This is a genomic window from Arthrobacter sp. ISL-69 (genome assembly GCF_018613775.1).
Classification (GTDB): Bacteria; Actinomycetota; Actinomycetes; order Actinomycetales; family Micrococcaceae; genus Arthrobacter.
In genome coordinates, this window is record NZ_JAGGPO010000022.1 from 14,183 (window position 1) to 30,545 (window position 16,363).

13 protein-coding genes and 1 pseudogene are annotated in these 16,363 nt (G+C 66.5%); 4 read left to right on the forward strand and 10 right to left on the reverse strand.

All coding sequences use genetic code 11. From position 1 onward, the window contains the following. Positions 1–8: 8 nt before the first annotated feature. From J7I79_RS24790 to J7I79_RS16780, 6 genes and pseudogenes are all read right to left on the reverse strand, one after another. Positions 9–86 (reverse strand): annotated as a pseudogene (locus J7I79_RS24790) (GntR family transcriptional regulator); the annotation flags it as partial. Positions 87–144: 58 nt separating this feature from the next. Further along, complete coding sequence (locus tag J7I79_RS16760; RefSeq protein ID WP_214955080.1) at positions 145–1,254, reverse strand: sulfite oxidase; 1,110 nt, start codon at positions 1,252–1,254, stop codon at positions 145–147. 124 nt (positions 1,255–1,378) lie between these two features. Then, positions 1,379–2,281, reverse strand: coding sequence for an SDR family oxidoreductase (locus J7I79_RS16765; protein ID WP_311380599.1), 903 nt, complete (start codon positions 2,279–2,281; stop codon positions 1,379–1,381). Between the two features lie 2 nt (positions 2,282–2,283). Continuing rightward, positions 2,284–3,288: an aldo/keto reductase family protein gene (locus tag J7I79_RS16770; RefSeq protein WP_214955082.1), complete on the reverse strand. Its 1,005-nt coding sequence runs from the start codon at positions 3,286–3,288 to the stop codon at positions 2,284–2,286. 61 nt (positions 3,289–3,349) lie between these two features. Next, positions 3,350–4,438: an aldo/keto reductase gene (locus J7I79_RS16775; protein ID WP_214955084.1), complete on the reverse strand. Its 1,089-nt coding sequence runs from the start codon at positions 4,436–4,438 to the stop codon at positions 3,350–3,352. A 168-nt stretch (positions 4,439–4,606) separates the two neighbouring features. After that, complete coding sequence (locus J7I79_RS16780) at positions 4,607–5,254, reverse strand: hypothetical protein (RefSeq protein WP_214955086.1); 648 nt, start codon at positions 5,252–5,254, stop codon at positions 4,607–4,609. 279 nt (positions 5,255–5,533) lie between these two features. On the opposite strand from J7I79_RS16780, the gene J7I79_RS16785 reads away from it, so the two are divergent. Further along, a complete protein-coding gene (locus J7I79_RS16785) occupies positions 5,534–5,932 on the forward strand; it encodes a YchJ family protein (protein WP_214955140.1) in 399 nt (132 codons plus the stop codon). A 23-nt stretch (positions 5,933–5,955) separates the two neighbouring features. On the opposite strand, the gene J7I79_RS16790 is transcribed toward J7I79_RS16785, so the two are convergent. From J7I79_RS16790 to J7I79_RS16800, 3 genes are all read right to left on the reverse strand, one after another. Beyond that, positions 5,956–6,810, reverse strand: coding sequence for a TIGR04086 family membrane protein (locus J7I79_RS16790; RefSeq protein WP_214955088.1), 855 nt, complete (start codon positions 6,808–6,810; stop codon positions 5,956–5,958). A gap of 157 nt (positions 6,811–6,967) precedes the next feature. Then, entirely contained in the window at positions 6,968–8,953 is a 1,986-nt protein-coding gene (locus J7I79_RS16795) for an acyl-CoA dehydrogenase family protein (RefSeq protein WP_214955090.1), read from the reverse strand. Positions 8,954–9,017: 64 nt separating this feature from the next. After that, on the reverse strand, positions 9,018–9,320 hold the full coding sequence (locus tag J7I79_RS16800; protein ID WP_214955092.1) for a hypothetical protein: 303 nt from the start codon (positions 9,318–9,320) through the stop codon (positions 9,018–9,020). A gap of 293 nt (positions 9,321–9,613) precedes the next feature. On the opposite strand from J7I79_RS16800, the gene J7I79_RS16805 reads away from it, so the two are divergent. The 3 genes from J7I79_RS16805 to J7I79_RS16815 are packed head-to-tail and all read left to right on the forward strand — an operon-like array spanning position 9,614 to position 15,392. Next, positions 9,614–11,062: a DUF3375 family protein gene (locus J7I79_RS16805; protein WP_214955094.1), complete on the forward strand. Its 1,449-nt coding sequence runs from the start codon at positions 9,614–9,616 to the stop codon at positions 11,060–11,062. A 2-nt stretch (positions 11,063–11,064) separates the two neighbouring features. Further along, the gene (locus J7I79_RS16810; protein ID WP_214955096.1) at positions 11,065–11,937 is read left to right on the forward strand and encodes a DUF4194 domain-containing protein; all 873 of its coding nucleotides are present in this window, start codon (positions 11,065–11,067) and stop codon (positions 11,935–11,937) included. Further along, positions 11,934–15,392 (forward strand): ATP-binding protein, encoded by a 3,459-nt coding sequence (locus J7I79_RS16815; RefSeq protein ID WP_214955098.1) that lies wholly within the window; start codon positions 11,934–11,936, stop codon positions 15,390–15,392. Before J7I79_RS16810 ends, J7I79_RS16815 begins: the two co-directional genes overlap by 4 nt. A 168-nt stretch (positions 15,393–15,560) precedes the next feature. Here J7I79_RS16815 and J7I79_RS16820 read toward each other — a convergent pair whose 3' ends face one another. Next, positions 15,561–16,055: an FBP domain-containing protein gene (locus J7I79_RS16820; RefSeq protein ID WP_214955100.1), complete on the reverse strand. Its 495-nt coding sequence runs from the start codon at positions 16,053–16,055 to the stop codon at positions 15,561–15,563. Positions 16,056–16,363: the final 308 nt, after the last annotated feature.

The following is a 16,363-nucleotide window of genomic DNA, read 5'->3' on the forward strand; positions in this document are numbered from 1 at the left end:
GGTTGTCCGCCCTCCAGTGATTCCCAGGAATGGAGCAGCGTCTCGTTGCCTGTGAGGCGGCACATGGTGCGGGCAAGGTCAAGGTCCTGACCGACTTCGTAGGCTGCTGACCCCAGCCAACGCGAAGACAAAGCAGGGCGGCAACTATTCGACGTTCACCTTCACGCGCTGCACCACGTTGTTGCCCATGCCCTGGTAGTTCCAGGCCTGCTCCAGCGGCTGCATTGATCCGGTGGAATCGGTGGCCCGGCAGGCGAGTTCATGCTCGCCCCGGTCCGCCACCCACGGCAACGTCCATTCGCACCACGCAAACGGACCAGCGGAATGCCCGAGATGCGCCGGCACCCACTTCCCGTCGATCCCCACCTCGACGCGGACCACGGAGCCTTCGCCGGACCATGCCCTGCCCTTGAGCATCACCGGCCCGGCGGAAAGGACCCTGGTGCGGGTGAAGAAGTCCGGGATTCCTGGCGGAACCATGAGTGACCGGACCTTGATGCGAGTGACTGGTGCACCGGCGTCGTCCGCGTCCTTCTGGTAGCGATAGGCGACCGACTGCTGGAAGCCGTCATAGGCGTGGGTCACCACCTGGATGGATTCCAGCCACTTCACGCTGGCCATGCCGTACCAGCCGGGCACCACCAGCCGCAGCGGGAAGCCGTGCTGCGGCGGCAGCTCGCGGCCGTTCATCTCGTACGCGAGCACGACGTCGGGACGCATCGCCTCCTTGATCGGCAGGCTGCGCCCGTACTTTTGCCGGACGCCGCCCTGAATGCCTTCGTCGGCGCCCGTGAACACCACTTCGACCGCGTCTTCATCTACCCCCGCCTGGGCCAGCAGATAGGCCAGCGGAACACCGGTCCACACCGCAGTGCCCACGCCTTCGAGCCGCCATGGCTGGCTTAGCGGGCGCGGCCGGAGGAGCGACCGGCCGTTGCCTGCGCATTCAAGGGTGACGGGAATGCTGATGGCGGGGTCCCGACGGAGCGCCCGGAGGTTGATTTCGACGGCCCGTTGCACGGCGCCGCCGATCCGCAAATGCCAGGCATTGGCGTCAATAAACGGGATGTCGAAATGCGTCAGGACGTAGTGCAGCCCCGGTGGCGTGACATCCTCCTGCAGGGCCTCCAGCGGCATTGAATGGTTCCTGACCGCAAGCTGCAGTTCCTCTGCAGTGAGCGGGCCGTTCGTGGGTTCTCCGGTATGCGCCGTGGGTTTTTCGGTCTGGCGGCGCCGGGAAATCTGCTTCGTCATGGCACTGCGTTTCTGGGTAGGGCCGGATTCTGGATGGTGCGGATGCTGTGGCGGGCATAGCCCGTGTTCACAGGTCTACGCCGCCTCCACGGGTGCGTCAAGGTCAGGCTCCGGTCCTTCGCAGCTAGAGGTGGTGCGCCTCCTTGAGGAAGTCCGCCAGCCCCAGGGGCTCCCTGCCCGTGAGGGCATGAACGTCCGACGTCGGGCCCGCAAGTTCGCCGTTGGCGATGGCCGTGTAAGTACTGACCCAGGCGTCCACTTGCCAGCCGGGGGCGCCGTACGGGGCCCGCGACGCGTACGCTTCCTCCACGGTTTCATGACGGTAGCTGATGCTACGGCCGGTGCCTTCCGTGAGCGGTTCCGCGGCCCGCTGCAGGGAGATATCCTCCGGCCCAGTCAGATCGTAGGTGCGGCCCACGTGCAGCGCCGGGTCACGCAGCACCGCCGCGGCGCACCGGGCAATGTCCGCGCGGGCCACGGCCGCCATCACGCCGTCGCCCGCCGGGCCGCGGATGACGCCGTCTTCTCCGGTGAGCAGGGGCAGGAAGTCGAGGTAGAAGTTGTCCCGCAGGATCGTGTAGTCGAGCCCGGCGGCCTTGATCCGCTCCTCGGTGGCGTAGTGATCCCGGCCCAGCGTGAATGTACAGTCAGCGGACGCTCCGAAAAAGGAGGTATAGACGACGTGCCGCACCCCGGCCGCCGCCGCTGCGTCCACGAACGCGAAATGAGTCCGGAGCCTGTCCTCGGCTTCGGAGGCCGACACCATGAAGAGGGTTTTCACACCCTCGAGCGAGGACCTCGCCAGCACCGGGTCCGCGTAGGCGGAGACCACCGGAACGGCGCCCGGAAGGTCATGGGCCCGCGCGGCGTCGCGCACCAGCAGCCGCTGCGGCTGCCCGGCGCCGGCGAGGACCGTGGCCACGAGTCCGCCGAGCTGCCCAGTGGAGCCGGTGACGGCCAGCTCCGGCAGTGATCCGCCTGACCCGGTGCCCGTTCCTATGCCTGTGGTGGTTCCCGTGTCCGCCACGGCTAGGCCTCGCGGGACGCGGGCGACTTGGTCTGGGCCGGGTCGCGTTCGGCCAGCGACCCGATGACGTCGTCGATCTTGTCCATGATGGCCTCGTCCAACCTCACGCCAGCGGCCGCCACGTTGCCGGCAATCTGCTCGGGACGGGACGCGCCCATGATGGCCGAGGCGACGTTCTTGTTCTGCAGCACCCATGCAATGCTCAGCTGGGCCATGGTGAGCCCGGCTTCCGCTGCTATCGGCTTGAGCTGCTGGACGCCGCTGAGCACTTCATCGGACATCCAGCGTTCGATCATCCTGGCGCCGCCCTTGGAGTCCGTGGCGCGGCTTCCCTCCGGCGCCGGCTTGCCGGGCCGGTACTTGCCGCTCAGCACGCCCTGGGCGATGGGGGACCATACAATCTGGGACAGGCCCAGTTCTTCGGACGTCGGGATGACCTCGGCTTCGATGACCCGCCAGAGCATGGAGTACTGCGGCTGGTTGGAGATCAGCTGGAATCCCAGGTCCTTGGCCAGGGCATGGCCGTCCCTGATCTGGTCGGCTGTCCATTCGCTGACGCCGATGTACAGCGCCTTGCCTTGCCGGACGATGTCCGCGAACGCCTGCATGGTCTCTTCCAGCGGCGTCTCATAGTCATAGCGGTGCGCCTGGTACAGGTCCACGTAATCGGTTTGGAGGCGCGTCAGGGAACCGTTGATGGACTCCATGATGTGCTTGCGGGACAGCCCCACGTCGTTGTGGCCCTTGGGCCCGGTGGGCCCGAACACCTTGGTGAAGATCTCCAGGGACTGGCGGCGCTCGTCCTTCAACGCTTCGCCCAGCACCGTCTCAGCTGCCGTGTTGGCGTAGACATCGGCGGTGTCAAACGTGCTGATGCCTGCGTCCAGCGCTGCCCGTACGCATTGGATGGCTACATCGTTCTCCACCTGGGAGCCGTGCGTGAGCCAGTTGCCGAAGGTGATTTCGGAGATCTTGAAGCCGCTGTTGCCGAGGTATCTGAATTCCATGGGTTTCACCGTAGCCCAATTGGTTGCTCAGGGTAAGGGTTTTCCGGCGGCTGCCTTCGGCTTACCGCCGTCGCAGTTCGGCGTACTCGAGGGAGGGGACCACGGCGCCGGCGTCCCGTTCCATAAAGTTGGTTCCGGGCGGCACCAGCTCGTCAATGGCATCCAGCACGGTTTCGTCCAGCACCGTGTCCGCGGCCCTCAGGTACGCCTGCAGGTGTTCCTCGCTGCGGGGACCCACAATCACGCTGCTGACAGCCGGGTGGTTCAGTGCGAAACCGACCGACAGGTCCACGAGCGGCAGTTCCAGCTTGTCCGCCAGCCGGGCCAGGGAATCCGCGGCCAGCAGCTTGCGCTCGCTCGCCGGGCCGGAGATGTCGTACCGCCCCGGAAGGGAGTGGACCCGCGTGGGCGGTTTGCCGGCGTCCAGCACAAAGCTTCCGGACAGCCAGCCGCCGGCCAGCGGACCGTAGGCCAGCACGCCCAAACCGTACTGCTGGGCGATCGGCAGGACGTCGCGTTCGGTGCCGCGGACCAGCATCGAATACGGAACCTGGTTCGCCACGGGCGGGATGAGATGGTTAGTGGTGGCCAACCACTGGGCCTCCACCAGCTGCGCCGGAGTGAACACGGACGTTCCGTAGTAGAGGATCTTGCCTTGGCGGATGAGGTCGTTCAGGGCCGTGATGGTCTCCAGGACGTCCGTGTTGTAGTCCGGACGGTGTGCCTGATAAAGGTCGATCCGGTCCGTCTGCAGCCGGCGGAGGCTGCCCTCCACTGCCTGCATGATCCACCGCCTCGAGTTGCCCGAGTGCGCCGGGTTGGCGCTCATCTGGCCGTGGAATTTGGTGGCGATGAACACGTCGTCGCGGCGGCCCTGCAGGGCACGGCCCACCACCTGTTCGCTCTGCCCCTGCGAATAGACGTCCGCCGTGTCCACTGCGGTGATGCCGGCGTCCAGTGCCGCGTTGATGATGCGGATGCTTTCCTCCGCACCCGTGGGCGCATAGCCCTGGGCGGCGCCGTGCGCTGCGGCAGCGTTTGCTGCGGACGAGCCGGCCGGCGCGCCTTCGCCGAAATTCATGGTGCCCAAGGTGAGCGGGCTGATCAGTGTCCCGCTGCGCCCGAACACTCGTAGCTGGTTGAGGCTCATCCCGGTTTTCCTCACGTTTGACTCCACGCTGATTGCTGTGGATCGTCACGAGGCTACACAAAATCAGCCGTGCGCAGGCCGTTGGCGAAGCACTTCTTAGCTTTCCGTAGCCGGGGGTAACGCAGGTGTTGCCAATGACGATTTGTGAACGGGTTTTTTGGCAACCAATCAGCCGGCGCGGCGCTGCTCCACCGGCAATGTGCCCCGCAAAGCGGCAGGGTGGCCGGCCAGCGAGACCAAGGACCCGGTATCCAGCATGGCCAACGGACCAGGTCCGGGAGGCTTCTCAAATGAACGCGGGATGGCCCTGACAGCGGCGTGCTGGTCCGTGGCGGACTCCACGAGGGGAGCCACGGCCCTGACTTCCTCGACCGGGGCGTCCGGGCTGGGTAGATCGCGGACCGTGACTTTCACTTCGGGCGCCGCTGCAGCCCTGGCCCTGGCGGCCGCCCGAGCATCGGCCCCGGCAACGGCTGCCGCCCAGTCTTCGGACAGTGCAGGCGCTTCCCTGCGCGCGGCGCGTTTCTGCGCCGCTTCTTCCCTCGCGGTGCGCAGCTTGGCCCGGAGGGAGGAGGGCGCCCAGGACGTCTTCAGGTTGAACGTCCGGCGTGGGGCGCGGGCAGGGTTTCCCGTTCCGGAAGTCTTGCCGGGGCGGCGGCCGAACAAGGTCATAACCGCGACGCCCGTCAGCCGGCCGAGGCCGGCAATCAGAAGGGTGGCCACAAAAACCAGGAAGAGGCCGATGAACATGACGAACGCCACACCCAGCGTGCCGAAAAATGTCAGGTTCAGGGCAATGGTGTTGGGATCTTCCATTTACCTCTCCTCAGGGCCTGCTGCGCCCGTGTGCCGGCAGTAATCCACCGGCAATAGGCACCCCTTAACAATACGGACTTTTGCGGTGCAACACGCCCGCATTACAGGTCCGCGGCCGGGTTGTGTCGAACCTGTTATCCGATATGACACAGCCGTTTCAATCTGACCTGCGCATATAGTCGGAAGCAGCCAAGTTGGCGCCCTCCGACAGCACCGAAAGGACGCTCCGTGCCCCAGCAGACCGAGCCTGAAAACCCGCGCCCGGGAGGCCGCGAAGAAATCAGGGACAGCAGTTCCCCGGCGTTCAGCGGGAACTGCCCGTGCCTGTCCGGTGAGCAGTACGCGGACTGCTGCGGCCGCTTCCACCGCGGTGACGAGGCCCCAACGGCGGAACAGCTGATGCGCTCCCGGTACAGCGCCTTTGTGGTGCGGGATGTCGCCTACCTGTTCCGCACCTGGCACCCGGACACCCGGCCCGCGGAGCTCGAGCTGGACCCGGCCATGAAGTGGCGGCGGCTGGACATTGTGTCCACCAGCCGCGGCGGTCCCTTGGACTCGGAAGGGACGGTGGAGTTCAAAGCCCATTTCCGGCACGACGGCGAGCGGGGAGTCCACCACGAAAAGAGCCGGTTCCTGCGCGTGGACCGGCGCTGGTACTACCTCGACGAGGCCTCCTAGCGTTCCACTGTGGCAGCCCCGGTTTAGCGTTCCGAGTCAGCTTCCACTGGGGTGAATCCGGCACGGTCCACCTTGCGGTGGAAGCGCATACCGGCCATGCCGCCCACCACTGCGCCGACCAGGGCGACCGCAGCCACTACGACGGCGGCAATGATGCCGGTGGTGGTCAGCTGCCCTTCATTAACAGGAATGCGCGGGAAGCTGTTCAGGTTGGCCAGGATGTTGAAGCGTTCTCCGGCGATCATGGCCAGCAGGGCAATGATCACTGCGAAGATCGCGGCCCAGACCCACACCATGAATCCCTGCTTCGCGCCGCCGAATCGTGCCATGCGGCCGGCAACGTAACCGCCGCAGTAGTACGACACGAAGAGGATGACCAGCAGCACGATGACTCCCGTCAGGCCCACGGTCTGGTCGGAGGAGGCCTGATTGACGGCTTCGTTCACGTCGGTGTTGGTGGCAAGCCCAACGGCCGTTCCGGCCGCAGCGACCAGTGCGGTTAACAACACGGCCGTGCCCGTAGCAGCCAGCCAGCCAAAGAAGGCGGAGCCGATCTTGATGCCGCCGAACTGCTCCTTCTCGCGCGCCACTACGGTCTCGCGGGTCGCGGCATTCGGGTCCGCAAGCGCAGCGGCCTCGGCGGTGGGTGTCACCGCGTAGGCGCGGGTGTCGTCGTCGGGCTCTGTTGCAGGGACGTAGTTCCGGCTGGCCCGCGGTGCGTCAGCAGGGCTGCGCCGGCCCTCCAGCCTGTCTTCGACATTCCTGTTTTCAACGTTCCCGGTGCCGACCTCACGGCCGGCGCCGTCCACGCGGTTGGCGTCCGCGCCACGCGCGGCGCGGCGCGACTGTCTGTCTTCGGGCCCCACTGTGCTGCTCATCAGGCGTTCTCGCTTTCATCGATTGAACCGGACCCAGCGGTTGGGCCGGCCACCGCTATGCGGAGACCTGCATGATGGTCTCTTCTCCACCTAACCACGGCGCAACGGCGGTAGCAAGGATGCTTAGCATCGGGGGCGGGGCCAGAACCGCCGAGATTCAGCGGTATTTGCGGTGCAGGTTCTCCTTCACGGTGGCCCGGGGAGCCGCGTCGGCGATCCATGGTCCGGTTCCTTCGGACTGGTCCAGCACCCCCGCCTCCAGCCACGTGTAGTCCCCGGCGAGGACCTTTTCCGTGAGTCCGCGGTCGGCGTCGTCCGTATTCCGCCACAGCTGGTCGAAGTACTCGTCAACGCGGACCCGCGCCTGCTCGCAGTAAGCCTCGGCGAGTTCGTAGGCGGTGGCGGCCCGCTCAGGGTTCGTGTGGAGCATTCCTTCGGCCCGCGAGCAGCAGGCCGCCATGGCGAACAGCTCGGCGCCGATATCCACGATCCGTCCCAGGAATGCCTGCTTGTGCTCCAATCCGGCCTGCCACCGGCCCATCCCGTAAAACGTCTGCCGGGCCAGCCGCCGCGAAGACCGCTCCACGAACCGCAGCTGCTTGGCGAGCCTGCCGAACTCCGAGTAGGACCGCGGGTCCATTCCTGCGCCCGCCACAAGCTTGGGCAGCCACTTCGCGTAGAAACCTGAAGCGCCGACGGCGGCCCTGGCCTTATCGGACAGGCTGGCATCCGCGGAGGCAAGGTCCCCGGCGGCAGTAAGGTGCGCATCCACGGCCTCGCGGGCAATCAGGAGCCTCATGATTTCCGAGGAGCCCTCGAAGATCCGGTTGATCCGGAGGTCGCGGAGCTGCTGTTCGGCCGGTACGGCCCTCTCACCACGGGCCTCCAGCGAATCGGCCGTCTCGAAACCGCGCCCACCACGGATCTGCACCAGTTCGTCCGCGATCCGGCAACTGATCTCCGTGGACCAGAGTTTGGCCAACGCGGCCTCGATCCGGACGTCCTTCTGGCTGGCGTCGGCCATTTCGGCGGACAGCTCGAATACGGCGTCCAGCGCGAAGGCGCTTGCGGCGATGAACGCGATTTTCTTGCCCACGGCCTCATGCTTCCCCACGGGCCGCCCCCACTGCGTGCGTGCGTTTGACCATTCGCGGGCGATCTTCAGGCTCCACCGGCCGGATGCCACACAGAGGGCGGGGATGGACAGCCGTCCCGTGTTGAGCGTGGTGAGCGCGATCTTCAGGCCCTGGCCTTCGCGGCCGAGCCGGTTGGCCGCCGGAACCCGCACCTGGTGGAAGCGGGTCACGCCGTTCTCAATGCCGCGCAGCCCCATAAAGGCGTTGCGGTTTTCCACCGTGATGCCGGGGGAGTCCATTTCCACCACGAACGCGCTGATGCCGCCCTTGTGGACGGTTCCGTCGGAATCCGTGTGGCCCGGAACCAGGGCCATCACCACCACCAGTTCGGCGATCACGCCGTTGGTGGTCCAGAGTTTCACGCCGTCCAGGATGTAGGCGTCGCCGTCGTCCGTGGGAACGGCGGTGCTGCCCATCCGGGCGGGGTCGCTGCCGACGTCGGGCTCAGTCAGCAGGAACGCCGTGATGGCGCCGGCGGCGCAGCGGGGCAGGTACTCCCGCTTCTGTTCCGGAGTGCCGAACACCTTCACCGGCTCCGGGACGCCGATGGACTGGTGGGCGGACAGCAGCGCCCCGAGGCTCGGGTGCACGGAACCCAAAAGGGCCAGCGCCCGGCCGTAGTAAACGAGGGAAAGGCCCAGGCCGCCGTATTCGCGGGGGATCTTCATGCCGAAGACGCCCAGGTCGGCCAGTCCGGCGAGGTATTCATCCGGGATTATCGCGTTCCGCTCGATCAGGCGGCCGGACATGGTCCGGCAGTAGGCCGTGAGACGGGCCATGAACTCCTCGCCGCGTTCCACATCGTCGGTTCTGGCTTCGGGCCAGGGGTGGATCAGCGAGAGGTCGAAGTTCCCCAGATACAAACCCTTGGCGAAGCTGGGCCTGTCCCAGGCGGTTTCCCGGGCGGCCTCCGTGATGGCCCGGGCATCGGCCTCGGTGGCGCCGGGACCGATCTTTTCCGGGGCTACGGGAACATCGGCGGCGGGACTGTCAGTGGCAGAGCTCACGGGGCATCTCCTCTAACCGGCGAGGCCGGCTCGAGCCCTGGGTCCGCCTTGGGTGGGGAACCCTTCAGCTGTCCCTCAATGCTACCCGCGGGTAAGTTCCCGTGCTAGGGGCTGGCTGCCCCTGAAAGTCGCCGGGGAGTTCCACGGTGGAGGCGTGGTGCACAAGACGGACCCAAAGATGGTTGATGCCGTGGACCAGTCCCAGGAGCGTGCCGGCTATGACGAACCACGCAAAGCGGCCCACCCCCACCATCACCATTGCCACGAATGCGGCCGACATCATGAAACCCACGATCAGCAGGCCAAACACGAGCGTTCCGATGAACACGAAAGTGCCTGTCTCTACTGCGCTGAGATCGAACTGCATGGTTTCCCCCTGCGTCATTGCCTGGTTGGATCAAGTAGCACGAGCGTAGGGTGCGCCGCGTACGTCAACCAGAGTCCGACGCCGTGGCGGGGGCCGTTGATACGGGATCGCAATGCTACCGGCCCGTAGGTCACGGCGCGGTCACTGAAACCCCACCAGTAACACCCGTAACAGGGCCTGGGCCGGGCCGGGCCAACCGGAGCAGCCCCACCGGCTACTGCGTTAACCTTGTAGTTGGCAGTTTTCGGGTTTTCCGCTGCCCAACGAGTTCCGAGGCAGCTGAAGGAGAGTGTGTGTCCCGATCCGCCCCGTCCTCCGCGGACGCGATCAGTGCCCGGCTCCGGGACCTCGAACTCCTCACCAAAGGGCCGGCCTGGGCCCTCACTCGGTCCGCGCCGTGGGTTATCGCCGTCCTGCAGGCATCCTTTACCCGCGCCCGTCCGCAGCTCCCGCTGGAAGAATTCCACGCCGACGTCGACGCCTTCCTTGAGCAGCTCCGCCGGCAGGACCCGGGACTGGGTGGCGCCGCCAACGGAAAGTCCTTCGGTGACGAATGGACCCGTAAGAGTTTCCTGACCCGCCGCAACCAGTCGGGGCAGATCGTCTACGAAGTCACCGAGCCCGCGGCCCGCGTCCTTGCCTTCCTCGACAGCCTCTCCAGCGAACGCTCCACCCTGAACGGATCCCGGCTGGGGACGCTGCTGGGCGATGTCGAAAAGCTCGCCAATGAGACCAACCCGGACCAGACCGCGCGGCTGGAGTCCCTCGAGGACGAGATCGAGGAACGGCAGCAGCTCATCGAGGACATCAGTTCCGGCGACTTCGATGGGCTCCTGGACGACGACGAGGCCGTGGAGGCCGCCGGAAACATCCTGGACCTCGCGGCCAGCCTCCCGGCGGACTACAAGAAAATGCGTGACCGGATCGAGGAATTGGTGGGCGAACTCCGCAACCAGATCATCGAGGAGTCCCTCAGCAAGGGCGCCACCATGGCGCAGGTGCTGGAGGCGGACAAACGGCTCCGGCAAAGCCCCGAGGGCAGGACGTTCCGTTCATTCACGGCGTTCCTGGATGACCCCCAGCAGCAGCTGCGGTTCCGTTCCGCGATCGGCGAGGTGCTCAGCCGCCAGTTCGCGGACGACCTCAGCCACGAGGACCGTGAAACCCTCAAGAACCTGGTGGCCGAACTCCGCACCCAGCACAGCCAGATCCAGCGGATCTACGGCAAGCTCAGCGAAAGCCTCAACACCTACGTCCAGAGTGACGATTTCCGCCAGTCCGTGCGGCTCCGCAAGGTGCTCCGCGAGGCTGAACAGGCCATCCGCTCCCTGCCCTACGAGCGGGAACGCCCGGGCCTGGTGCCGGGACCGGTGCTCTTCAATGCCGGATTCGAGTCCTTGTCCATGGTCAAGCTCTTCGACCCCGACGAGTTCGCGGCGCCGCCCAAGCTCGCCGACCCCATTGCCTTCAGCGACTCCGACCGCGTGCGCTCGCCGCGCACGGGGAAGGCTAAGCCGGCGGCAGTCCGCGCCGCGCTCGCCGGAGCCGCCACTCTGCCGGAGGCATGGGAGCAGCTTCCGCCGGAGGAACGCCACATCAACTCCATCCGCGCGCTGCTGTCCCACGCACTGCACGACGGCGCCGGCTTCGACCGCGCCGGCTGGGACGCCATCGACTTCGAACAGATAGACGGAACCACCCGCAAGGCATTCCTGCCGGTGGTCACCCTCAAGAAGGATTGACGATGACTGAAGAGATGACGACGACGGCAGCCCCGGTGGTCGAGCCCGTCGAAACCCCGGAAGCCCCCTCAGCGCCTGAACACACCTACGCAGACCCGTTTACGGTCACCCCGCGGGACACCTTCGTGGACGGCGCCGCGCTGTTCCCTGGAGATACGGGCGTGCTGCCGATGAAGGTCCGCCAGGCTTTGGTGAAGCTGCTCAAGGGGCCGTACATCGACGGCGGCCGGGACGAGAAACTGTGGACGACGCTGCTGGACAACCAGCTGATCCTCCGCAGCCGCCTGTCGGAGCTTTTCCTGACGCTCCAGCTTGACCACGAACGGAAGGTGGCAGTGCTGCGCCCGGTGGATCCAGACGCCATCGGCGGCGGCACCCGCTCCAGCATCCTCCGCCAGCAGCGTGCGCTGAGCCGGGTGGAGACCATCGTGCTGCTGCGCCTGAGGCTCCTCCTGGACCGCCACGTCACGGCGCAGACGGATCCGACGATCACAAAAGAGGAGATCGCCGAGCTGGTGGCCCACTACCAGCCGTCCGGCCAGCAGGACGCGCTGCGGGACTCCGACGTGGTCAACCGCGCCATCACCAAGCTCCTGGCCCGCCAGCTCCTCATCCCCACCGGCCTCGACGACGTCTACACCATCTCCAACGCCCTCCCGCTGGCCCTCCCCTTCGAAAACATCGGCGACATCCCCGCCCAGATAGAGGCGCTGGTAGCAGCCACGGCAGACCCCACCGGTACGGAAGCGCTGATAGAGCTCGACGGCGACAGCTCCGCGGAGGAGGACAGCGACGACGCCGATGCCGCTGCGGGGGCGGTATCTCCGTCGTCGTCACCCGAACCGGCAACCAACGAAGCAGAGGACACCAAGTGAGCATCGCAACCATGCTGCCGATGGGCGAGCTCACCAACCCGGGCCAGATGCGGCTGGCGCTGGTTCAGGTGGTCAACTGGGGCACGTTCCACGGGGCACACACCATGCACGTGGACCGCAACGGCACGCTGCTGACCGGTAATTCGGGCGTGGGCAAATCCACGCTCTTCGACGCCATGCTGCGCGTGTTCGACGCCCGGCCGCGTTCGAACGAGGCCGCGGCGCAGCGCTCCGGTGCCGTGGAGGACAAGAGGACCACGTTCACGTACATGCGCGGCAAGGTGGGCGACAAGGCCGTGGGCGAGGGCTCTGCCAGTGCCTTCCAGCGCCCTGAAGCCATGTGGTCCGCCGTCGCCCTGACGTTCGATAACGCAGCGGGCACGAAGGTGACGGTGTCAGCGCTGTTCGACCTGCCCAAGAACGGCACAGAGTCGAACGTCGGCCGGTTCTACCTGATCGACAACAAGCCGCTGGACATGGAGGCTGTGGACGGCATTGCGGAGAAGCGCTTTACCAAGGCTTCCCTCGATGCCCTCTTCCCGGACGCGCAGGTCTTCGATGTGCACAAGGCGTTCGCGGAGCGTTTCCGCCGGCTGCTGGGCATCAACTCGGACCAGGCATTGCCGCTGCTCCGCGTGATCCAGGCCGGTAAGGGGCTGGGCGGGAGCGTCAACACTTTCTTCCGCGACCAGGTGCTCGACGCGCCGGCCACGCTGGCCGCGGCGGACGACGTCGTCGAGGAATTCAGCAACCTGATGTCCATCCGGCAGCGGCTGGAGGATGTGCGGCAGCAGCGTGACCAGCTGGCTCCGGTGCCCGGCCTGAACAAGGAGTACGCGCAGTCCCTGCTGGACGCGAACCGGCTGCGGGAGCTGGCCGGCGAAGAGTTCGATGCCTACAAGCAGCAGCTCGCAGTCACGGTCCACGAGAAGACCCTGGTCCGGTACAAGGACCTCGCCCAGGCAAAGGCCAAGGAGCTGGCCGCAGAGCGTGCGGTCCGGGACGGCCTGGCCAAGGATCTGCGGCAGCTGGAAGCGGACTACAACAACCAGGGCGGCAACGCGATCTCGGCGATCGAGCAGTCCCTGGAAAACGCCCGGGTGGGGCTCAAACTGCGCCAGCAGGTCGAGGAAGCCGCGCGCCAGGCCCTGGCCGAGGCCGGACTGGACCTCGAGTGGACAGCGGAGGGCTGGGAGCAGGCCCACACACACGCCGCCGCACGTACGGCTGAACTGCAGGGCGACTCGGAGGCGCTCAAGGAGCTGCGCTTTGAGGCGTTCGACGGCCACGCCGCGAAGAAACGTGAACTTGCGGCGGCCCAGCAGGAGCTCGTCTCGCTGAAGACGCGCAAGTCCCTGCTGCCGCCGTCGAGCATTGAAAACCGGACCGCGATCGCCGCGGCGACCGGCGTGCCCGAAGAGCAGATGCCGTTCGGCGGCGAGCTCATCGACCTCGCCGAGGGGGAGGACCAGTGGCGGCCGGCCGCCGAGCGCGCGCTGCGGAACCTGGCCACCACGCTGCTGGTTCCCGGCGAACACTTCGGCGCCGTCACCCGCTACCTCAACGGCAACTCCGTCCGCGGTGCACTCCGCGCCGTTGACGTGTCCAAGCCGCTGCCCGGAGGTGCGCTGGCCGTGGAGGACGTGGCCGACGGCGAGCTGCTGACCAAGCTGGACATCCTCACCACGGGGCCGGCCGCCGACGCCGGGCAGTGGATCCGTGAGCGGATCGCCGTAGACTTCGCGTACCCGTGCGTCGAGGACCCGGACGAACTGGCCAGGCTGGACAAGGGCCTGAGCCTGGGCGGCGTGGTCAAGCGCAACCGCCACACCGTGGAGAAGGACGACCGCTTCACGAGCAGGCAGGATTACGTCCTCGGCTTCGACAACGCCTCGAAGCTGGAACTCGTGGCCACGCAGGTGGAGGATCTGCAGCAGGAACTCGCGAAGGCCGCCGAGCTCGCGCGAAGCCGCGAAGAGTCTCACCAGGGCATGACCCGGCAGCTGGACGCGCTGCGCCGGATCGCCGAGGACCACCGGCCCTGGGAGCAGGTTTCTGCGGCAGTGGCGGAGGACGAACTCGGAAAGATCGAGCAGCGCCTCAAGGATGCCCTCGCCGCGCAGGCTGACCTGGAACCGTTGCGGGCCAACATCGAAGTGGCCAGGCAGAAGCACCAGGCCAGCACGGAAGCCGCAGCCGTTCTCCAGAGTGAATACAAGGCGCTGGACCGGCAGCTCACCGCCAGGGATTCGCTGCTGGAAGCCGCGCGCACGCGCCTTGGCCAGACGCCGCCGTCGGAGTCCACCGTGACGGCGCTGGAACCGTACTTCGCCGCGTTCGGTGAGGTCTCCGAAATGCATGAGCTGGACAACCTGGCCAACGAGGTACGGACCCGGCTCCTGGCCGAGCTGCACACCGCCGAGTCCCGCGGCCAGGCCACCTCGGAGCGCCTCACCCGCATTTTCGAGGGCTTTGTGCGTGAATGGGGCACGTCGATTTCCGCGGACCACGGCACGTCCATCGGCGCCGCTGGGGAGTTCGAGGCCCGCTACCACGCCATTGTCAGCGACGGCCTTCCCGCGCAGGAGGCCGAGTTCCGTCAGTTCTTCAACCAGCGCACGCACGAATCGTTCAGCACGCTGCTGCACCTGCTGGATGAGGAGCGCCGCTCAATCACCAGCCGTATCCTGCCGCTGAACGGCATCCTGTCCGAGGTCAATTTCCATGAGGGCAGCTTCCTGGAACTCGACATCAAGCAGACCCTCCCACCCACCGCGAAGCAGTTCAAGGACGCCATCCAGAATGCGCTGAGGATACGGCACACGCGGCACGCCAAGACGTCAGCCGCAGGGACAGAAACGGACGACGACGGCGAGCTCACCAACCGCTACAAGTCGCTGGAAACGCTCGTGAAGCGTTTGGGTTCGCAGACCCCGGAGGACCGGCGCTGGCGTGCCGAGGTGCTGGACGTGCGCGGGCACCTGTTCATCCAGTGCAAGGAGCACCGCGAAGTGGTTGACCCGGCCTCGGGCAAGAAGCGCGGCAAGCGGACCGACGTGTTCATGCACGCGGATACAGGCTCCATGTCCGGCGGCGAGCGGCAGCGCTTCACTGCGTTCATCATGGCCGCGGCCCTCAGCTACCAGCTGGGAATCGCCGAGCAGGGCTTCACCACGTACGGCACCGTGATGATGGACGAGGCGTTTGTCCTGGCCTCGGAGGAATTCGCGGGCGCCGGCATCAAGGCGCTGCACGAATTCGGCTTCCAGCTGCTCCTGGCCGCCCCGGAGAACGTGATCGACCTGTCCCGGCACCTGGGCTCCGTCACGGAGATCCTGCGGGACAAGCGCACCAACCGCTCCGGTGTCCTGACTGCTCCCGTGATCGGGCCGCGCGTCGGTGCCGAGGGGCAGTGGAGGTCCGAGGCGAACCCCGTGGACATCGTGCTGCGCTAACGCCCACGCGCATAACCCGGGACCTCAACCCGGCCCGCCCATCAGGACGCTCTCTCACTTCCTGCGGCGAAACGGCCGACGCTCTCTCACTTTTCGCAGGGTTTCCACGGACGCTCTCTCACTTGAGGTGAGGGAGCGTCCGCGGCTGAGGCGGACGTAGCTGCGTCGCTAGCGTCCCTGCACCCGGTCCAGGAACAGGCCGGTCCGGGCTGTCAGTCCGTCGATCTGCCGAAGTACGACGGCGGCAGGGTCCGGGTTGATCTCGTTGGCCGGTGGCTCCCCGCGGACGTTGTCGCAGCAGAGGAAATCGGCGCAGATGAGCGTCCCCACGGTGTTGCCGTCCCTGCCGGACTGTCCGGCACGCTTGGCAACCCACATCAGCACGTCATCTTTGGAGAACACGTCGCGGCAGAGTTCGCAGAGCACGGAACGGCTTTTCCTTGCTCCGCCTTCGGGCGCACGAAGCATGATCCCGGTGAGGTCTCCGGGCCGAGGCAGAACGAGATACCCGCGCAGCGGCATCTTGGGGTCCCGCCACCCGAGGAAGTCCAGGCTGTCCCAGTTCAGCGTGTCGAAGGTCCGGGGCAAGGTCAGCTTGGCAGCCTCGGAACGGCTCGCATTTACAAAGGATGAACGGATCTGCTGGGCAGTGATTTTTTGCATGGTGGTGAGCCTTCGAAGTCGTGTGGTCCCATGGGGGAAATGACGGTCCGTGTCAGCAGAATCCGCGCACATTAAAGAAGGCCCATTCGTGGGCATTGTTTGTCGGGTCGACTACTGGCAGATCCGGTGCGGGAAGGCTGACGTCGCTGCGGACGCAAAGCAGGCCATTGCGGCCGCCCCGCTTCCCACGGCTGCGATGACCTCAATGGTCTTCAGCATGCTCATCCCCTCGTTCCCGGCCGGTCCGATCCGAACCGCCTCTTGGCCGGGCGCCAGTGGCCCGCCTCGCCATCCTCCCAAATCCGCGA